The sequence below is a fragment of the Catellatospora paridis genome (genome assembly GCF_009720365.1).
Taxonomy (GTDB): Bacteria; Actinomycetota; Actinomycetes; order Mycobacteriales; family Micromonosporaceae; genus Catellatospora; species Catellatospora paridis.
In genome coordinates, this window is record NZ_ML769312.1 from 639,990 (window position 1) to 657,050 (window position 17,061).

General features: G+C 71.8%; 17 protein-coding genes. 12 read left to right on the forward strand and 5 right to left on the reverse strand.

The window, feature by feature from the left end; genetic code table 11:
• Positions 1-33: 33 nt before the first annotated feature.
• On the forward strand, positions 34-225 hold the full coding sequence (locus F9C41_RS02740) for a hypothetical protein (RefSeq protein ID WP_155384954.1): 192 nt from the start codon (positions 34-36) through the stop codon (positions 223-225).
• A 9-nt stretch (positions 226-234) separates the two neighbouring features.
• Here F9C41_RS02740 and F9C41_RS02745 read toward each other — a convergent pair whose 3' ends face one another.
• The 4 genes from F9C41_RS02745 to xylA form a co-directional block, all read right to left on the reverse strand.
• The gene (locus tag F9C41_RS02745; RefSeq protein WP_155384955.1) at positions 235-900 is read right to left on the reverse strand and encodes a class I SAM-dependent methyltransferase; all 666 of its coding nucleotides are present in this window, start codon (positions 898-900) and stop codon (positions 235-237) included.
• A 26-nt stretch (positions 901-926) separates the two neighbouring features.
• Positions 927-2,390 (reverse strand): RNA-guided endonuclease InsQ/TnpB family protein, encoded by a 1,464-nt coding sequence (locus F9C41_RS02750; RefSeq protein WP_196279597.1) that lies wholly within the window; start codon positions 2,388-2,390, stop codon positions 927-929.
• A 75-nt stretch (positions 2,391-2,465) separates the two neighbouring features.
• The gene (locus F9C41_RS02755) at positions 2,466-3,722 is read right to left on the reverse strand and encodes an MFS transporter (RefSeq protein WP_230689247.1); all 1,257 of its coding nucleotides are present in this window, start codon (positions 3,720-3,722) and stop codon (positions 2,466-2,468) included.
• A 194-nt stretch (positions 3,723-3,916) separates the two neighbouring features.
• On the reverse strand, positions 3,917-5,101 hold the full coding sequence (gene xylA, locus F9C41_RS02760; RefSeq protein ID WP_155384957.1) for a xylose isomerase: 1,185 nt from the start codon (positions 5,099-5,101) through the stop codon (positions 3,917-3,919).
• A gap of 64 nt (positions 5,102-5,165) precedes the next feature.
• Here xylA and F9C41_RS02765 point away from each other — a divergent pair, with 64 nt between their 5' ends.
• The 7 genes from F9C41_RS02765 to F9C41_RS02795 all read left to right on the forward strand — a co-directional run bounded on the left by F9C41_RS02765 (position 5,166) and on the right by F9C41_RS02795 (position 12,934).
• The gene (locus F9C41_RS02765; RefSeq protein WP_155384958.1) at positions 5,166-6,380 is read left to right on the forward strand and encodes an ROK family transcriptional regulator; all 1,215 of its coding nucleotides are present in this window, start codon (positions 5,166-5,168) and stop codon (positions 6,378-6,380) included.
• Between the two features lie 86 nt (positions 6,381-6,466).
• Positions 6,467-7,042 (forward strand): hypothetical protein, encoded by a 576-nt coding sequence (locus tag F9C41_RS02770; RefSeq protein WP_155384959.1) that lies wholly within the window; start codon positions 6,467-6,469, stop codon positions 7,040-7,042.
• A gap of 257 nt (positions 7,043-7,299) precedes the next feature.
• On the forward strand, positions 7,300-8,565 hold the full coding sequence (locus F9C41_RS02775) for an ABC transporter substrate-binding protein (RefSeq protein ID WP_155384960.1): 1,266 nt from the start codon (positions 7,300-7,302) through the stop codon (positions 8,563-8,565).
• A gap of 67 nt (positions 8,566-8,632) precedes the next feature.
• Positions 8,633-9,529 (forward strand): carbohydrate ABC transporter permease, encoded by an 897-nt coding sequence (locus F9C41_RS02780; RefSeq protein ID WP_155384961.1) that lies wholly within the window; start codon positions 8,633-8,635, stop codon positions 9,527-9,529.
• Complete coding sequence (locus F9C41_RS02785) at positions 9,526-10,425, forward strand: carbohydrate ABC transporter permease (protein ID WP_155384962.1); 900 nt, start codon at positions 9,526-9,528, stop codon at positions 10,423-10,425. Before F9C41_RS02780 ends, F9C41_RS02785 begins: the two co-directional genes overlap by 4 nt.
• Positions 10,426-10,573: 148 nt before the next feature.
• Positions 10,574-11,980, forward strand: coding sequence for an aminopeptidase P family protein (locus tag F9C41_RS02790; RefSeq protein WP_155384963.1), 1,407 nt, complete (start codon positions 10,574-10,576; stop codon positions 11,978-11,980).
• A 90-nt stretch (positions 11,981-12,070) separates the two neighbouring features.
• The gene (locus F9C41_RS02795) at positions 12,071-12,934 is read left to right on the forward strand and encodes an ATP-grasp domain-containing protein (protein ID WP_230689248.1); all 864 of its coding nucleotides are present in this window, start codon (positions 12,071-12,073) and stop codon (positions 12,932-12,934) included.
• 50 nt (positions 12,935-12,984) lie between these two features.
• Here the strand turns inward: F9C41_RS02795 and F9C41_RS02800 are convergent, their stop codons facing one another.
• The gene (locus F9C41_RS02800; RefSeq protein WP_155384964.1) at positions 12,985-14,046 is read right to left on the reverse strand and encodes a LacI family DNA-binding transcriptional regulator; all 1,062 of its coding nucleotides are present in this window, start codon (positions 14,044-14,046) and stop codon (positions 12,985-12,987) included.
• 146 nt (positions 14,047-14,192) lie between these two features.
• Here F9C41_RS02800 and F9C41_RS02805 point away from each other — a divergent pair, with 146 nt between their 5' ends.
• From F9C41_RS02805 to F9C41_RS02820, 4 genes are all read left to right on the forward strand, one after another.
• Positions 14,193-14,555 carry a VOC family protein gene (locus tag F9C41_RS02805; protein ID WP_155384965.1) on the forward strand — a complete coding sequence of 121 codons (363 nt, stop codon included), beginning with the start codon at positions 14,193-14,195 and terminating at the stop codon, positions 14,553-14,555.
• Positions 14,556-14,652: 97 nt separating this feature from the next.
• Positions 14,653-15,642: a quinone oxidoreductase family protein gene (locus F9C41_RS02810; protein ID WP_155384966.1), complete on the forward strand. Its 990-nt coding sequence runs from the start codon at positions 14,653-14,655 to the stop codon at positions 15,640-15,642.
• Between the two features lie 61 nt (positions 15,643-15,703).
• The gene (locus F9C41_RS02815) at positions 15,704-16,141 is read left to right on the forward strand and encodes a hypothetical protein (protein WP_155384967.1); all 438 of its coding nucleotides are present in this window, start codon (positions 15,704-15,706) and stop codon (positions 16,139-16,141) included.
• A gap of 37 nt (positions 16,142-16,178) precedes the next feature.
• Positions 16,179-17,039 carry a tetratricopeptide repeat protein gene (locus F9C41_RS02820; RefSeq protein WP_155384968.1) on the forward strand — a complete coding sequence of 287 codons (861 nt, stop codon included), beginning with the start codon at positions 16,179-16,181 and terminating at the stop codon, positions 17,037-17,039.
• The last annotated feature ends 22 nt before the right edge of the window (positions 17,040-17,061 follow it).

A 17,061-nucleotide genomic window follows, 5' to 3' on the forward strand; every position in this document is an offset into this window, starting at 1 on the left:
GATGACTGCGTACCGGCAGGGGAGGTGGCGCCCGTGGAGATCCTGAAGTCCCTGGGTTTCCTGTGCTTGGGCGTGATGTGCCTGGGCGTGCTGGTGGCGGTCGTCCCGATGCTCAGCGACCTGGTCGCCGAGGTCCAGAGCGGCGAACTGAACCCGATGACCTGGATCGTCGTCGGCGTGGTCATCGGCGCGCTGTGCCTGTGCGCGGCAGTCCTGCTGGACTGAACCCGCTTCCTACGGCTCTCGGCGCGCGTAGAGGATCGCGCCCGGCACGGCCTGGTCGAGTTTGAGCAGCAGCTGGCTGGTGACGGTGAACCCAGCGTCGCCCAGCCACGCCGCGAGACGCTCCGGGCGGCGCCAGTGCACGTGCACCCGCATCGGGCGCCCGCCGTACCCCTGTGTCTTGAGCCGAGACTCGTCGCCGACGTGGAAACCGACCAACAGCGGCGCGCCGGGCCGCAGCACCCGCCGGAACTGGCCCAGCACGCCCGGGACGGCGTCGTCGGGGACGTGGATCAGCGACCAGAAGGCGAGCAGGCCCGCGGCCGAGCCGTCGGCGAGGTCGAGATCCGTCATCGACCCGACCTCGAACCGCAGTCCGGGATGCTCGCGCCGGGCGACCTCGATCATCGCGGGCGACAGGTCGATGCCGAAGACGTCGAGTCCCAGGCGGTGCAGGTGGGCCGTGATGTGCCCCGGCCCGCAACCCACGTCGGCCACCGGCCCCGAGCCGGCCGCGCGGACCAGGTCGGCGAACAGGCCCAGTCCCGCGCTCAGGTGAGGCTCGGCGGCCAATGCGTCGCGGGTCAGGTCGGAGTAGCTGTCGGCCACGGTGTCATACGAGGTCCTGGTGTCCGCGAGCCAGCCCTGCGCGCTGTGCGGAGCGTCGGTAGCTGTCATGGGGATCACTCCTGCTACAGCCTGTTTCATAACTCGTTGGAGTTGTGAGACAGCGCCCTTCTCGGGCGTCCGCGCCGCACCCCGGGTGGGGTGGGTGCGGTTCCTGCGTCATCGGGGCTGGTTTCGCCTGCGCGTGTGCGCGGGCCAGAGCCTTCCCCTCGGCAGGCGTTGGTGACCGGGCCCCCTGCGTGGAGGTCCCGGACCTGGGCATGGTGCTGCTCGGCCCAGATGGCGAGGTTGACCGCGGCATTAAGGTCCCGATCGGCCTGATACCCGCACACGTGACAGGTGAACGTGCGCTGGTGCAGGGGCATGGCCGGGGCCACGGTCCGGCATGGGGCGCAGGTCTTGGTCGACGGGTACCAGCGGTCGACCGGGGTGAGGTGTCCGCCGTGCCACTGCTGCTTGTAGGTCAGTTGGCGGGCCAGTTCGCCCCATGCCGCGTCAGATATCGCCGCGGCCAAGTGCCGGTTGCGCAGTATGCCGGTGATCGTGAGGGTCTCGATGGCGAGCCGGTCGTGGGTCTTGACCACCTCGTTGGAGACCTGGTGCAGGAAACGCTGCCGGATCGCGCGTACCCGGCCGTGGTGTCGGCCCAACCGGGCCACGGCCTTGCGCCGATTGTTGGAGCCGAGCTGTTTGCGGGTGACGGCGCGGGCCAGCCGACGCTGGCGCGCCATACCGGCCCTTGCCGGCCGCGGCGGGTCATCCACTCGCAGGACCTCGGTGCCGTCGGCGCGGGCGGCGACGACGAACGCCTTCAGGCCCCGGTCCACGCCCACCCAGCCTCCGGTGCCGTTGTTCGGCTGGTGGCGGTGGTTGTCGTGCAGGTCGGCGGCTTCGCAGGTCAGCGACACCGCCCACCGGCCCGCCCGGTGGCTGACGGTCGCAGAGACGACCTTCGCCCGCCCTTTGGCCAGCATGCGACGCAGGCGGCGCGTGTCCTCGCATACCGCCATGGTGCCGATGCCGCGCAGGGTCACGGTGCGCGGCGCCTGTTCACCGACCCGGATACTTGCCCGGCCCGCCCGAGAGGTCCTGCAGCGCAGGCGAAACGACAGCGGCGTCCGCTTCTTGGACTTGAATCTCGGGAAACCTACCCGCCGGCCCTTGCGGTCGCCGGTCCGCGATGCCGTGAACGCGGCCAACCCGCGGCCGAGGTCGACCGCGGCCTCCTCGAACACCTGCTGGCACACCTGAGCTCGCCACGGCAGGCCGGTGGCCTCGACCGTGGTGGTTCCGTCGGCGGCGGCCACCATGACCCGACCTGCGTCCGCTGAGTGTTTCCATCCGTTGAATGCGTTGATCAGGTCGAAGCCCGACCACGGAACCTTGTCGACCGTCCCGCGCTGCTTACCGCCCAGAGCCTGTTTGACCAGACGGAGGCACTGGTTGTAGCCGAACCGGGCCGCACCCGCGTGCCGACGCAGCACGGCCTGCTGCTCGGCAGTCGGGTCCAGACAGAACTGGAACGTGGTGAAACGGGCCACGGCAGCACACCATGCCACACACCACCGACAACAGCCCGCCACCTGCACACGCTCAAAGCGACCAGCACAAGCCGGTCACTTATGGAACACGCCGTAGGCGAGAGCGGGCTCGGTGGTGGCGACCTGCGGACGGGTCCGGCGCGCCCAGCGTACGGCGGCCGGGACTGCCGCGCCGCTGGCCGCGAAGATCAGGCCGAACAGTAGCCAGCCCGGCCAGCCCCAGCCGATGACCACGGTCGCCAGCAGGGCAGGTGCGATGACGCCGGCCAGCGCGAACCCGGTGCCGTACATGCCCTGGTACTGCCCCTGGGCGTGCTCGGGCGCGAGGTCGAACGAGATGCCCCACGATCCCGCGGCCTGGCGCAGCTCGCCGAGCACGTGCACCACCGCGGCGGCGACCAGCGCGGCGGTGGCGAGCCAGGCGCTCTGCCCGGCGGCCAGGCTGTAGAGCACGCACGCGCCGAGCAGCAGCAGTCCTGACGTCCGCTGCGCGATGGCGGCCCCTTCCGCGGTGGCGGTGCCCCGGCTGGCCCGGATCTGGAACAGCACCACGATGGTGGCGTTCAGCAGCCCCAGCATGGCGACGACCCAGGCGGGTGCGTTGGTGCGTTCGACCACCCAGAGCGGCACGGCCACGTTGAGCATCCCGTAGTGGATGCACAGCACGCCGTTGAGCGCCGCGAGCGCGAGGTAGGGGCGGTCCCGCAGCACCACGAAGGCGGGCCCCGACGTGCGCCGGGGCTGCGGCGCGATCGGCGGCACGCGCATGACCAGCGATGACGCCAGCAGCGCCAGCGCGACGCAGACCACGAGGATGGCGACGTAGGCGGACCTGGTGTCGTACTTGAGGGCCACGCCGGCGAGCAGTGCGCCGACGCCCCAGCCCACGTTGGTGACGGCGCGCAGCATGGCGCGGGTGCGCACCCGCTCGTCGGGCGGGATCGAGCCGGCGATCAGCGCCCCGTTCGCGGCGCCGAAGCCCGCCTCGAGCAGCTGCACCCCGGCGGCGACCAGGACGAATCCGATGAAGCCGTGCACGGCCAGGTAGCCCAGCATGAGTGCCGCTCGGGCCATCCCGAAGGCCACCATGACCCGGCGCGGCCCGACCCGGTCGGCCAGGTGCCCGGCCGGCACCCCGGCGACGAGCCCGACCACGGCGGCGATGGTCAGACCGAGCCCGACCTGGCCGGCGGACAGGCCCACGGAGCGGGTGAAGAAGATCACGCTGACCGTGATGAACAGGCCGCGGGAGGTCGATCCGGCGAGGGTGCTGAAGACCAGGGCGCGGGTGGCCGGGTGGGCGGGCAGCAGGTTGATCATCCGGGTGAGCACGCTGGGCAGGCTAACGCGGATGCCCGGCGACCACGCACCGGTTTTACGTGCTCCTCGTCACGCGAGGCCGGTCTGCCGGGTCCGCCGACGAAGATCCGTCTCGTGTCGGAACCCGCGGTGGCACCCGAGGTTCCGACACGAGACGGCGATCATGGCCGGGCCGCCACCACGCGGGGCGGCGGCCCGGGGCAGGGTCAGCGGACGCCGAGCAGGTGCTCCAGGGCGAGCTGGTTGAGCTGGACGAAGGCGCCGCCCTTGGCGGCCTGCGCGTCGACGTCGAAGTCCTCGAACGCCGAGCGGTCGGCCAGCAGGCCGTCGAAGGTCTCGCCCGCGCCCAGGGTCGGCACGGCCAGCTCGTCGTAGCGGGCGGCGGCACGGGCCTCGGCGACCCGCGGGTCGGCCCGGAACGCCGCGGCGCGCTCCTTGAGCAGCAGGTACGTGCGCATGTTCGCGGCCGCCGACGCCCAGACGCCGTCGAGGTCCTCGGTGCGCGAGGGCTTGTAGTCGAAGTGGCGCGGGCCGGTGTACGCCCGGCCGCCGTCGGGGGCGCCGAACTCCAGCAGGTCGACCAGGAAGAACGCGTTGACGATGTCGCCGTGGCCGAAGACCAGGTCCTGGTCGTACTTGATGCCGCGCTGGCCGTTGAGGTCGATGTGGAAGAGCTTGCCGTGCCACAGCGCCTGCGCGATGCCGTGCAGGAAGTTCAGGCCCGCCATCTGCTCGTGCCCGACCTCGGGGTTGAGGCCGACCATGTCGCGGTGCTCAAGACTGTCGATGAACGCGAGGGCGTGGCCGATGGTCGGCAGCAGGATGTCGCCGCGGGGCTCGTTCGGCTTGGGCTCCAGCGCGAACTTCAGCCCGTAGCCCCGGTCGATGCTGTACTGCGCGAGCATGTCCAGGCCCTCGCGGTAGCGCTCGAGCGCGGTGCGCACGTCCTTGGAGCCGTCGTACTCGGTGCCCTCGCGGCCGCCCCACAGCACGTAGGTCTGCGCGCCCAGCTCGGCGGCCAGGTCCATGTTGCGCATGACCTTGCGCAGCGCGTACCGCCGCACGGCGCGGTCGTTGCTGGTGAAGCCGCCGTCCTTGAAGACCGGGTGGGTGAACAGGTTGGTGGTGGCCATCGGCACGACCAGACCGGTCTCGGCCAGCGCGGCCTGGAAGCGCTTGATGATGCGCTCGCGCTCGCTGTCGTCGGAGCCGAACGGGATCAGGTCGTCGTCGTGGAACGTGACACCGTACGCGCCGAGCTCGGCGAGGCGGTGCACGGACTCGACCGGGTCGATCGGGTCGCGGGTGGCGTCGCCGAACGGGTCCCGGCCGGCCCATCCCACGGTCCACAGGCCGAACGTGAACTTGTCGGCCGGAGTCGGCTGCGTCATGTCATCTCCCTGAAATCTTGTTTGTTCAGCCATTGAACTTATAGGCTGTGGCATTGTCAAGACCATGCCGCCCCGCCCGCCGCGCCGAGACGATCCGGTGCGCCAGCGCAGCCTGCGCGATCACAACCTCGCGCTGGTGCTGCGCCATGTCACCGCCGCGAACCGGCCGCCGTCGCGGGCCGAGATCGCGGCGGCCAGCGGGCTGACCAGGGCCACCGTCTCCACCATCGTCGACGAGCTCATCGCCGGGGGGCTGGTCGCCGAACTGGAGCCCGTGTCGCGCTCCGGGGTCGGCCGCCCCGGCACCGGCATCGTGCCCGCGGGCACCGGCCCTGCCGGGCTCGGCATGGAGGTCAACGTCGACTACCTGGCCGTGTGCGCGGTCGACCTGACCGGGGCCGTACGCCATCGCCAGGTGCGCCGGCTAGACCAGCGCGAGCACAGCCCCGCGCAGACCTGGCAGGCGCTCGGCGAGCTGGCCGACCAGGCCGTCGCCGCCGTCGCGGCCCAGGGCCTGGTCCCGGCCGGCGGCGTGATCGCCGTGCCCGGCCTGGTCGAGGGCGACACCATCCGGATCGCCCCCAACCTCGGTTGGCAGCAGGTCGCCCTGCCCCGGCCGGAGGACCTGGGCGGCCCGCGCGACCTGCCGCTGGACGTCGCCAACGAGGCCACCCTGGCCGCGCTGGGGGAGCGGCACGCCACCGGGCTGCGCAGCTTCCTCTACGTCTCCGGCGAGATCGGCATCGGCGGCGGCATCGTGCTCGACGGCGAGCTGTTCGGCGGCTCGCACGGCTGGGCGGGGGAGATCGGCCACGTCACCATCGACCCGCAGGGCCCCGACTGCCACTGCGGCTCGCGCGGTTGCCTGGAGCAGTACGCCGGTGAGGAGGCCATCCGTGCCGCCGCCGGGCTGCGCGCCGGCGGGGCCGTGCTCGCCGACCTGGTCGACGGCGGCCGCCAGGGCAGCGCCCCGGTGCTGGACGCGCTGGAGCATGCCGGCACGGCGCTGGGCGTGGCGCTGTCCGGGGCGGTGAACCTGCTGGACATCGGCACGGTGGTGCTCGGCGGCCACTACGCCGAACTGATCGACTGGCTGCGGCCCGCCATCGAGCGCGAGCTGGCCCGGCGCGTGATCACCGCCCGCTGGGCCCCGGCGAAGGTGCGCGCGTCCGCACTGGGCTCCGACGCGGCCCTGGTCGGCGCGGCCCGCGCGGTCACCCAGGCCATCCTCGACGACCCGGCCCGCTTCCTCGCCACCCGCCCGGCGCCCGCCGTCTAGGTCGGCGGTCGAAACCGCCGAACGGTCGCGAGGGCGGGCTCGCCGACCAGCCCTCAGCGCGGCCACGACGGGCATAGCCTGTATCCATGGGTGCGATCACGGTTCTGCGGCCGCTGGCGTTGGGCATGGCCACGGGGATGCGCTCGCAGCTCGGGCTGGCGGCGCTCGCGGTGGCCATGAGCCGTGGCGGCAAGAAGAAGGGCAGGAAGGGCCGGGGCTTCTCCTCGATGGTGCAGGGCCAGGTGCTGTCCAGCCCGCTCGTGCGCAAGAGCCTGGTCGCCACGGCCGCGACCGAACTCGTCGCCGACAAGCTGCCCAGCACCCCGAGCCGGCTCAACCGGGGCCCGTTGCTGGCCCGGCTCGCCCTCGGCGGCCTGGCCGGCGGCCTGCTGGGCTGGTCCGACGAACGCGGTCTCGGCCGCGCGGTGGCCGGGGCGGCGCTCGGCGCGGCCGGGGCGGGCCTGGGCGCGTACGGCGGTTACCACCTGCGGGCGGCGCTCGATCAGCGGACCAACCTGCCCGACCGGTACTGGGCGCTGGCCGAGGACCTCACCGCGGTGAGCCTGGCCGCGTTCGCGGTCGCGGTCACCGACGACGCGGACACCGCACCCGTGGCCGCTGCGGTCCGCGAGCGCGAGCCGGTGTTCGAGTTGGCCGGCTGACCCCCTGCCGGTGCCGGACCGGTTCGCCGAGCCGGCAGGTCACGTCGCGCCGGCGACCACTGTGCACACCCGCCCGGAATCCGCTGGAGATCCGTGGTGCGCCGCCGAGTGTCCACTCGGTGACCAAGGGCGAGAACCTGATCTCGATTCTGTTGTGTCTGGCAACAAATCGGTAACCTGCGTTGACACTCCGACATGGCCGGAGAAGGCTGGGTGGGCGCGTGAGACAACGATGTCAAAACCCAGATGGAGGAAGCATGCGTCTTTCCAGGCGAGTGGCAGCCCTGGCCGTCGCTTTCGGAACGATGTTCGCCACCGTGGCCTGCAGCAGCAGCGAGGAGCCCGGCGAAGGCACCAAGAAGGTGGAGGTCTTCACCTGGTGGGCCGACGGCGGTGAGAAGGCCGGTCTCGACGGCCTCGTCGGCGTCTTCAAGACCGACTGTGCGGACTACGAGTTCCTCAACGGCGCGGTCGCGGGCGGCGCGGGCAGCAACGCCAAGCAGGTGCTGGCCTCGCGGCTGCAGCAGAACGACCCGCCGGACACGTTCCAGGCCCACGCGGGCGCGGAACTGTCCGATTACATCAACGACGACCAGCTCGAGGACCTTTCGGCGCAGTACACCGAATGGGGTCTGACCAACGCCTTCCCGAAGGGCCTCATCGAGAACCTGACGGTCGGCGGCAAGATCTACTCGGTGCCGGCCAACATCCACCGCGCCAACGTGCTGTGGAGCAACAAGACGGTGCTGGCCAAGGCCGGCATCGCCAAGGACGCCACCACCCTCGACGGCTTCTTCGCCGACCTGGACAAGCTCAAGGCCGCGGGCGTGGCCGCGCCGCTGGCGCTGGGCAAGGACTGGACCCAGCAGATGCTGTTCGAGGCGCTGCTGATCTCCAAGCTCGGCGCGGAGAAGTTCAGCGGCCTGTGGAACGGCGCCACCCCGTGGACCGGCGCGGAGATGACCGCGGCGATCAACGACTACAAGCGGCTGCTGACCTACACCAACAAGGACCGCGACACCTTCGACTGGACCGACGCCGAGAAGCTGCTGATGGACGGCAAGGCGGCGTACCAGCTGATGGGTGACTGGGAGGCGGCCGACCTCGACGCCAAGGGCTTCAAGGACTACGGCTGGTCGGTGTTCCCGGGCAACGGCAACACGTTCCAGTGGCTGGCCGACTCGTTCGTGCTGCCCAAGGGCGCGAAGAACGCGGACGGCACCAAGTGCTGGCTGAAGACCGTCGGCAGCGCCACCGGCCAGGCCGCGTTCAACCAGAAGAAGGGCTCGATCCCGGCCCGCACCGACGTGGGCACGGACGGCTTCCCGGCATACCAGCAGGCCGCCATGGCCGACTGGAAGACCGCGACCCAGGTGCCCAGCTGCCCGCACGGTTCGGCGTGCGCGCAGACCTGGCAGGGTGCGGTCGGCTCGGCGCAGGGCAAGTTCTCCAGCGACGGTGACGTCGCCGCGCTGCAGACGGCGCTGGCGTCGGCGGCGGCGGAGTTCGGCCCCAAGAAGTAGTTCGCCGCATGGCTGCGAAGGGCACCTTCCCACCAGGAAGGTGCCCTTCCTTACCGAGGAGGTCGCGTTGCGCCACCGGAGGCGGACCTGGATACCCGGGCTGCTGCTCATCTCACCGTCGCTGATCCTGCTGGCCGTGTTCGTGTACGGCCTGATCGGCTGGACGGTCAACCTGTCCCTGCAGGACCGCCACAACGCCCGGCCCGCCAAGGGCTACGTCGGGCTCGACAACTACACCAAGCTGTTCACCAGCGACATCAACGACCGCTTCACCCACTCGCTGAAGAACCTGCTCGTCTTCACGCTGGTGTTCATGGTGGGCACCATCGTGCTCGGCCTGATCTGGGCCCTGCTGCTGGAGCGCCGCGCCAAGGCCGAGGGCTTCTGGCGCACCGTCTACCTGTTCCCGATGGCGGTGTCGTTCGTCGCCTCCGGCGTGGTCTGGCGCTGGTTGATGAACACCGGCGAGGGTGACAACGCGGGCGGCATCAACGCGATCTTCCACGGGCTCGGGCTGGGCTTCCTGGAGAGCCCGTGGTGGACCGACCCCGACTGGGGCATGGCCGCGATGGCGGTGCCCGCGATCTGGCAGTTGTCCGGATACGTGATGGCGCTGTTCCTGGCCGGGTTCCGGGGCATCCCCGAGGAGCTGCGCGAGGCCGCCGTGGTGGACGGGGCCACCACCTTCCAGCTGTACCGGCAGGTGCTGTTCCCGCAGCTGACGCCGACCATCCTGTCGGCGCTCATCATCACCGGGCACATGTCGATGAAGATGTTCGACCTGATCATGTCGGTGTCCGGGGCGCAGTGGCTGACCGAGGTGCCGGCCGTGTATGTCTGGCAGACGCTGCTCACCCGCGACTACGCCAAGGCCGCCGCGATCTCGGTGTTCCTGCTGCTGATCGTCGCCGTGGTGGTCGTGCCGTACCTGATCCACGTCAACCGCTCGGAGAAGCGCTCATGAGCACCGAGACCGTCGCCGCGACCGCGCCCGCCGCCACCGCCCCGCGCCGGGGCGGCCCCGCGCCGCGCCAGGGCCTGCCCAAGCCGGTGGCCCGCACCATCCGCTACGGGCTGCTGGTGGTGTTCGTGCTCATCGTGCTCATGCCGCTGTACGTGCTGGTGGTGACGAGCTTCAAGTCGGGCCGGGAGATCGGCGTCAACGGGCAGTGGAACCTGCCCGAGACGTGGACCTTCGCGTCCTGGGCGAAGGCGTGGACCGCGCTGGGCCCGTCGTTCGGCCGCACATTCCAGCTGGCGATCCCGGTCGCGCTGATCTCGTCGCTGATCGGGGCGGCCAACGGGTTCGTACTGTCGCGCTGGCGCTTCCCCGGCGCGGACGTGGTGTTCACGCTGATCCTGTTCGGCATGTTCATCCCGTACCAGGCGGTCATGATCCCGCTGCGCGACGTGGTGTCCTGGCTGGGCGTCGCGCCCGGCATCCCGACACTGGTCTTGGTGCACACGGTGTACGGCATCCCGATCTGCACGCTGATCTTCCGCAACTACTACGCGACGATCATCCCGGAGGAGCTGATCGAGGCGGCGCAGATGGACGGGGCCGGGCTGCTGCGCACGTTCCGTTCGCTGATCCTGCCGGTGTCGGTCTCGGGCTTCGTGGTGACCGTCATCTGGCAGTTCACCTCGTCCTGGAACGACTACCTGTTCGCGATCTTCCTGTCGAACACGCGCAACGGTCCGATCACCATCGCGCTCAACGCCCTGGCCGGGGCGCAGTCGCCGGACTACGCGGCGGCCATGGCGGGCGCGCTGATCACGTCGTTGCCGACACTGCTGGTGTACGTCCTGCTCGGACGCTGGTTCATCGGCGGCATGATGGCGGGTTCGGTCAAGAGCTGACCCGCCCGGCCCCCGGTTTACCATAGACGTTGGCCTATCTGGATGAGAATGATCGCCAAAAACTCATCTGGATAGGCCAACGTCTATCGCGTGCGGCGCCCGGATCGACGGTGTAAGGAGTCAATGGCGATACGGTACTGTCCTCGGCATGGCCGAGCAGAAGTTCCACACCGGTAGCCACGACCTGCCCGTGTCGGCAGCACTCGACGAGTTCATGCGCACGGGCTGGCTCGACTCCGAGCACCACGACCTGCCGCGCGCGGAGGTCGCCACGTGGACGCCGGCCCGGCGTGCGCGCCTGCACCAGGCGTTCCCCGGGCACCGCATCGTCGTCCCGGCGGGCGCCTTCAAGTCCCGCTCCAACGACCAGGACTACCGCTTCCGGGCGCACTCGGCCTACGTGTGGCTGACCGGCGACCAGTCCAGCGACGGCGTCGTGGTCGTCGAGCCGGACGGCGACAGCACCCTCTACCTGCGTCCGCGCTCCGCCCGGGACAACGGCGAGTTCTTCCGCGACCGCCGCTACGGCGAGCTGTGGGCCGGCCGCCGCCCGACGCTGGGGGAGAGCACCCGCGCGCTGGGCGTGACCACCCGCCACCGCGACGAGCTGGCCGCCGCACTCAAGCCGGACACCCCGACGCTGGTGCTGCGCGGCCTGGACGCCGAGGTCGACGCCGCCGTCGCACCGGTCGACGGCGACGCCGAGCTGAAGGCGGTGCTCGCCGAGCTGCGGCTGGTCAAGGACGCCTGGGAGATCACCCAGTTGGAGGAGGCCGTCGCGATCACCACCCGCGGCTTCGAGGACGTCGTGCGCGCCCTGCCGCAGGCCAAGGCGACCTCGGAGCGGCTGCTGGAGGGCGTGTTCTGGCAGCGCGCTCGGCTCGAGGGCAACGAGGTCGGCTACCACTCGATCGTCGCCGCCGGTGCGCACGCCGCCACGCTGCACTGGATCGACAACGACGGCCCCGTCCGCGATGGTGACCTGCTGCTGCTCGACGCGGGTGTGGAGACGCGCTCGCTGTACACCGCCGACATCACCCGCGTGCTGCCGATCTCCGGGCACTTCACCCCGCTGCAGCGCGACCTGTACGAACTGTGCCGAAAGGCCAACGACGCGGCGCTCGCCGCGCTCGTGCCGGGTGCGGCCTACCGCGACTTCCACCGCGCCGCGATGCGCGTCTACGCGTACGGCCTGGCCGACCTCGGCATCCTGCCGGTCTCCGCGGAGCAGGCCCTCGACGAGGACAGCGGGCTGTACCGGCGCTGGACGCTGTGCGGCTCCGGGCACATGCTCGGCCTGGACGTGCACGACTGCGCCGCGGCGCGGGCCGACCACTACCTCGACGGCACGCTGACCCCGGGGCACGTGCTCACCGTGGAGCCGGGCATCTACTTCCAGCCCGACGACGGCCTGATCCCGGCCGAGCTGCGCGGCATGGGCTTCCGGATCGAGGAGGACCTGCTGATCACCGAGACCGGCTACCGGATGCTGTCCGACGACCTGCCGCGCACCGCCGCCGACGTCGAGTCCTGGATGCACCGACTGGCTTCTTGACGTTTCTTCTCAGGTCGGCGACGGGCGCGGCGTGCGGCGGCTCCGAAACGGCGCGGCGCGCCCGTGCCGGTTCGGTTAGGCTCGCCGCTCGTGACCGTGGTGTTCTGCGCCGATCCGCTCGCCCCGACCCGCACCGATCCCCACTTCGCCGCCCAGGCGCGGGCGGTGCGGGACACCGGTGGCGTCGTGGCCCTGCTCGACCACGACGCCCTGTTGGCCGGGGACGTCACCGCCGCGGTCCGCCGCATCCCGCGCGACCTGGGCGACGTCTGGTATCGCGGGTGGATGGTCCCCACCGGCCGCTACGCCGACCTGGCCGACACGCTCGCCGGGCGCGGCGTGCACCTGCGCGTCTCCGCGCCCGCCTACCGCTCCGCGCACGAGCTGCCGGGCTGGTACGCCGCCCTGGCCCCGGTCACGCCGGACAGCGTGTGGACGCCGTGGCAACCGGGCGAGCCGCCCACCGTGGACCAGGTCGCCGAGCTGGTCGCGCCGCTGGGCGGTGGACCTGCGGTGGTCAAGGACTACGTCAAGTCGCGCAAGCACGAGTGGGCGCAGGCCTGCTTCATCCCCGACCTGGCCGACGTCGCGCACGCGCACCGGGTGGTGGCCCGCATGGTCGAGCTGCAGGAGGACTCGCTGCAGGGCGGCGTCGTGGTGCGCCGGTTCGAGCGCTTCGCGCAGCGCGACGGCCGCACCGTGGAGGCCCGGGTCTGGTGGGTACGCGGTGAGCCGGTGCTGGCCGGTCCGCACCCGGACACGCCGGACCTGGCGAGCGAGCCCGACCTGACGGTGATCGCCCCGCTGGTGGCCGCGTTCGGGCATCCGTTCGTCACCACCGATGTCGCGTTGCGTGACGACGGGACCTGGCGCGTGATCGAACTCGGCGACGGTCAGGTCAGCGATCTGCCGACCACGATCGATCCTTCGGCGGTCCTCGGCCACCTGGACTGAGTCCTCGCAGCTCACAGCTCCGGTACCGGTTCCGTGACCGGTGCCGGAGATCAGAAGGCCGGCAGCTCCGCGGAGCGCGCCGTCCGCCGGCTGCGCTGCCCGGGGATGCGCCCCACCGCAGGCGTGCTACCCCTGCTGACCAGGGACGTCTCGAACTCCACGGGGTCGTCGGCGACGGGCTCGCCGCGCAGGCGATCGATGAGCGCCCGCGCGGCGGCCGCGCCCATCTCCGCCCACGGCACCCGGACCGTGGTCAGCGGGGGCAGGGTGTACGCGGCGGGCGGGACGTCGCCGAAGCCGACCACGGCGACCTCGCTCGGCACCTGCCGCCCGGCCTCCTGCAGGGCCCGCAACGCCCCCGCCGCCATCGGGTCACCGTGCGCGAACAGGCCGTCGAAGAACAGCCGCGCCCGCAGTAGCCGCTGCACCGCGTCGTAGCCGCCCTGCTCGGTCCCGTCGGCCTCGGTCACGTGACTGGCCCGCAGCACCGCGCCGGTGCCGGTCAGTCGGTCGGTGAAGCCGTCGGCGCAGGCGGCTCCGGAGTGCTCCTCGACGGGTCCTGTGATCATGGCGAGGCGCAGGCGGCCCGCGGCCAGCAGCAGTTCCGCCGCTCGGCGCCCGCCGTCGGTGTAGTCCGCGCCGACCGACGGCAGCGGCGCGCGGGAGCCGCCGGTGTTCACCACGACCACGGGCAGGCCCTGCCGGTGGAGGTCACGCAGGTGGTCCAGGGCCACGACGGGATCGATCGCGAGCACGCCGTCGACGGCGTGGCCGCGTACGTTCGCCGCGAAGCGCTCCAGCGCCGGCGCTCCACCCGCGGCCGAGTGCAGCAGCAGGCCGTAGCCGGACGGCTCCACCACGTCGGCGACACCCTGCAGCAGTTCCGGCATCCACGGCGTGCGCAGCGTCGGGGCGAGCACGCCGAGCGTGCGGGTGCGCCCGCGGGCCAGGTCGACGGCGCGGGAACTGGGCACGTACCCGGTCTCCGCCATGATCTCCTCGATGCGGGCCTGGGTGGCCCGGTCGACGTCGGGCCGGCCGTTGAGCACCCGCGACACCGTCGCCTTGCTCACCCCGGCCAGCCGGGCGACGTCGGCGATCGTCACGCGCATGTAGACCTCCGAGAAACCACGCCGTCTCGCGGTACCGGTACCGGACCGGTGGCGGCTACACACGGTAAGCGGCCGCGAGGCTGCGATGTCAAGACCGCTCGGTTATCCGGTCGGTGGGAACCGCCTACCCGGCTAGGGTGGCCGCCATGCCGTACATCTCCTCCGTCGTGATCCACTGCCGCGACCCGTACCTGATGGCGCCCTTCTGGAGCCTGGTCACCGGCCTGCCCGTGCATGAGGAGGACGCCGCCAAGCTCGCCGACCGCAGCCTGGCCGAGCGGGAGTCGGTGCTGCTGCACGACCCGTCGGGCACCGAGCCGGACGTGTGGCTCGCGCAGGCGGTCGACCTGCTGCCGGTCGGCCGCATCCACCTCGACATCGTGGCCGATGACGACGAGCGGGCCGCGATCGTCGCCGCCGGTGCGACGCTGGTCCGCGAGCAGGAGGACCTGACTGTGTACGCCGACCCCGAGGGCAACGAGTTCTGCCTGCTCCGCGAGCGCCACTGAGCCTCGCCCGATCCGGCCTTCGGACCGGCCCCACGCTGGGACAATGGAGCGGCTGGGCAGTAGACCGGGGCGGACACCGCCGGTGAGGAGCCATGCCGTGCGCGCGATCGAGTACGACCACTTCGGCGGCTACGACGTGCTCGACCTCGTCGAGGCGCCCCTGCCGCCCGTCGCGGACGGACAGGCACTGGTCCGGATGACGATGGCCGGGGTCAGCCCGCTGGATGAGACGGTGCGCGCCGGCCACCTGGCCCCGGCCCTGCACAAGCCGCTGCCGATCCGCCCCGGCGGCACCGGGACCGGGGTCGTCGAGGAACCCGGCGCGTCCGGCCTCCCCCGGGGCGCACGCGTCGTCGTGAGCGGCGGCCGCTACGGCGTCAGCGCCGACGGTTGCTGGGCCGAGTACGTCGCCGTCGACCCGGTGAACCTGGTCGCCGTGCCCGACGCCGTCGGCGACGAGGCCGCCGCCGCGCTGACCACCGGGGCCGGTTATCTCACCGCCTACCTCGCGTTGACCGAGCTGGCCAGGTTCCGGCCCGGGCAGGCCGTGCTCGCGCCCGGCGTCGGCGGCGCGGTCGGGCAGGGCGGCGTCGAGGTCGCCCGAGTCCTCGGCGCGGCCCACGCGATCACCACCGCCACCGGCACCGACAAGGCCGAACAGGGCCGCGCCGCCGGGTACGAGGTGATCGACCTCTCCCAGGAGTCGCTACGCGACGGTGTCGCCCGGCTCACCGGCGGCAAGGGCGTCGACGTCGTGCTCGACGGGGTCGGCGGGCAGCTCACCGGGGAGGCGCTCGGCTGCCTGGCCGTCGACGGCACGTTGATCAGCATCGGGTACGCCGCCGGCACCCACGCCGACATCGACGTCACCGACCTGATCTGGAAGAACGCCCACATCCACGGGTTCCGGTTCGCGCTGTTCACGCCCGAGCAGGTGAACGCCGCGAACACCACGCTGCTCGCCCGGCTCGCCGCCGGCGACCTGCACCCGGCGGTGGCGCAGGTGTTCCGGCTCGCGCAGGCGGCCGCGGCGCAGCACCTGCTCGCCGAGGGCCACCCCTTCGGCCGGGTACTGCTCGCGGTCTGACCGACCCGGCTGCGCACCGAAACAGGTTGGCGCGACGTGGCAGAGCAGCCACAATGCCCGGGTGAATCTTGAGGAACTCGGCCTGTCCGACATCCAGCAGGCGGAGACCGCGGGTGGGCTGACGCTGTTCAGCGGCACTGCCGTAGATCTCGACGCGGGGTGGCGGGCGGCCCGTGCCGCGTTCGCGCGCACCGGGCTGTGGCCGGTGGCGGGCTGGTCCGCGGCGGAGGCGGCCGAGGACTCCCGCACCTGGACGTCGCAGGAGCAGGCGGCGGCACGGCTGTCCGAGGCCGACGCGGTGGACCCGGCGGTGCGGATGGCGGAGATCCTCGCCGGCCATCTCGACTATGTCTGGCAGTGCGGGCCACGGCAGCTCGATGGCGAGGACGGCTGGTTCCGGGGAACCGTCGAGCCAGAAGTTCGGCGGCGTCGACGATGTCGCCAGGGCGCAGGCGCCCCAGGACCACTGGCTGTTCTGGTGGGACTGACCATGAGGTAGCCTGCGCCGATCCGCCCACGCCCCTGGAGGAGACCGCATGCGCGACGGCGATCCGCCGCTGGTTACCGAGGCCTACCTGGCCTGGAACGCCGAGGACTGGTCGCGGGCCGGTCAGCTGCTGGAACAGGCCGTGCTGGCCGATCCGGACGGTCCCCGGGCGGCGGTGTGGTGGTTCGACGCGGCGCTGGCGCACAAGTTCCTGCGGAACTGGCCGAAGGCGTACGAGCTGGGTCTGCAGGCGGCGGCGCGGGCCCCGCGCGGGCAGCAGGACCCGGCGTTCTGGAACCTCGGCATCGCCGCGACCGTGCTGCGCGAGTGGGACACCGCCCGCGACGCCTGGCGCGGCTACGGCATCCCGGTGGCCGACGGTACCGGAGAGATCACCGACGGCTTCGGTACGACCTGCCTGCGCATCCGCACCGACTCGGGCGACGAGGTGGTGTGGGCGCAGCGGCTGTGCCCGACCCGCGCCCGGGTGACCAGCGTGCCGTTCGACCCTAGCCGCCGCTTCGGCGAGGTGGTGCTGCACGACGGCGCGCCCAACGGGGAGCGCTACATCGGCGATCGGCGCTTCCCGGTCTTCGACGAGCTGATGCTGTTCACGCCGTCAATCGCGCCGACCCTGGCGGCCCAGGTCACCGCGGCGACGGCGGCGGACACCGAGGAACTGATCGACGCCGGGTTCGCGCACGGCGTCGGCGTCGAGGTGCTGACCGGTCGTGACCTGATGTGCAAATGCTGCAGTGAGGGCAGGGTCGACGTCGAGCGCGACGTGCGCGGCGGAGAGCAGACCATGCTGTTCGGCGGGACCGAGGAGCAGACCCGCCAGGTGCTGCAGGACTGGGCCGCGGCTGCTCCGGCGGCGCGGTCGTGGACTGGGCTGCACGCGCTGAGCTGACCGGCCGTGAGGCGCGCCGCAG

What these genes read in the sequence shown, in the direction of transcription:
- F9C41_RS02785 (WP_155384962.1), top strand. Translation starts at nt 9,526, where the DNA reads ATGAGCACCGAGACCGTCGCCGCGACCGCGCCCGCCGCCACCGCCCCG.
- F9C41_RS02805 (WP_155384965.1), top strand. Translation starts at nt 14,193, where the DNA reads ATGCCGTACATCTCCTCCGTCGTGATCCACTGCCGCGACCCGTACCTG.
- F9C41_RS02800 (WP_155384964.1), bottom strand. Translation starts at nt 14,046, where the DNA reads ATGCGCGTGACGATCGCCGACGTCGCCCGGCTGGCCGGGGTGAGCAAG.
- F9C41_RS02770 (WP_155384959.1), top strand. Translation starts at nt 6,467, where the DNA reads ATGGGTGCGATCACGGTTCTGCGGCCGCTGGCGTTGGGCATGGCCACG.
- F9C41_RS02790 (WP_155384963.1), top strand. Translation starts at nt 10,574, where the DNA reads ATGGCCGAGCAGAAGTTCCACACCGGTAGCCACGACCTGCCCGTGTCG.
- xylA (WP_155384957.1), bottom strand. Translation starts at nt 5,101, where the DNA reads ATGACGCAGCCGACTCCGGCCGACAAGTTCACGTTCGGCCTGTGGACC.
- F9C41_RS02775 (WP_155384960.1), top strand. Translation starts at nt 7,300, where the DNA reads ATGCGTCTTTCCAGGCGAGTGGCAGCCCTGGCCGTCGCTTTCGGAACG.
- F9C41_RS02765 (WP_155384958.1), top strand. Translation starts at nt 5,166, where the DNA reads ATGCCGCCCCGCCCGCCGCGCCGAGACGATCCGGTGCGCCAGCGCAGC.
- F9C41_RS02820 (WP_155384968.1), top strand. Translation starts at nt 16,179, where the DNA reads ATGCGCGACGGCGATCCGCCGCTGGTTACCGAGGCCTACCTGGCCTGG.
- F9C41_RS02745 (WP_155384955.1), bottom strand. Translation starts at nt 900, where the DNA reads ATGACAGCTACCGACGCTCCGCACAGCGCGCAGGGCTGGCTCGCGGAC.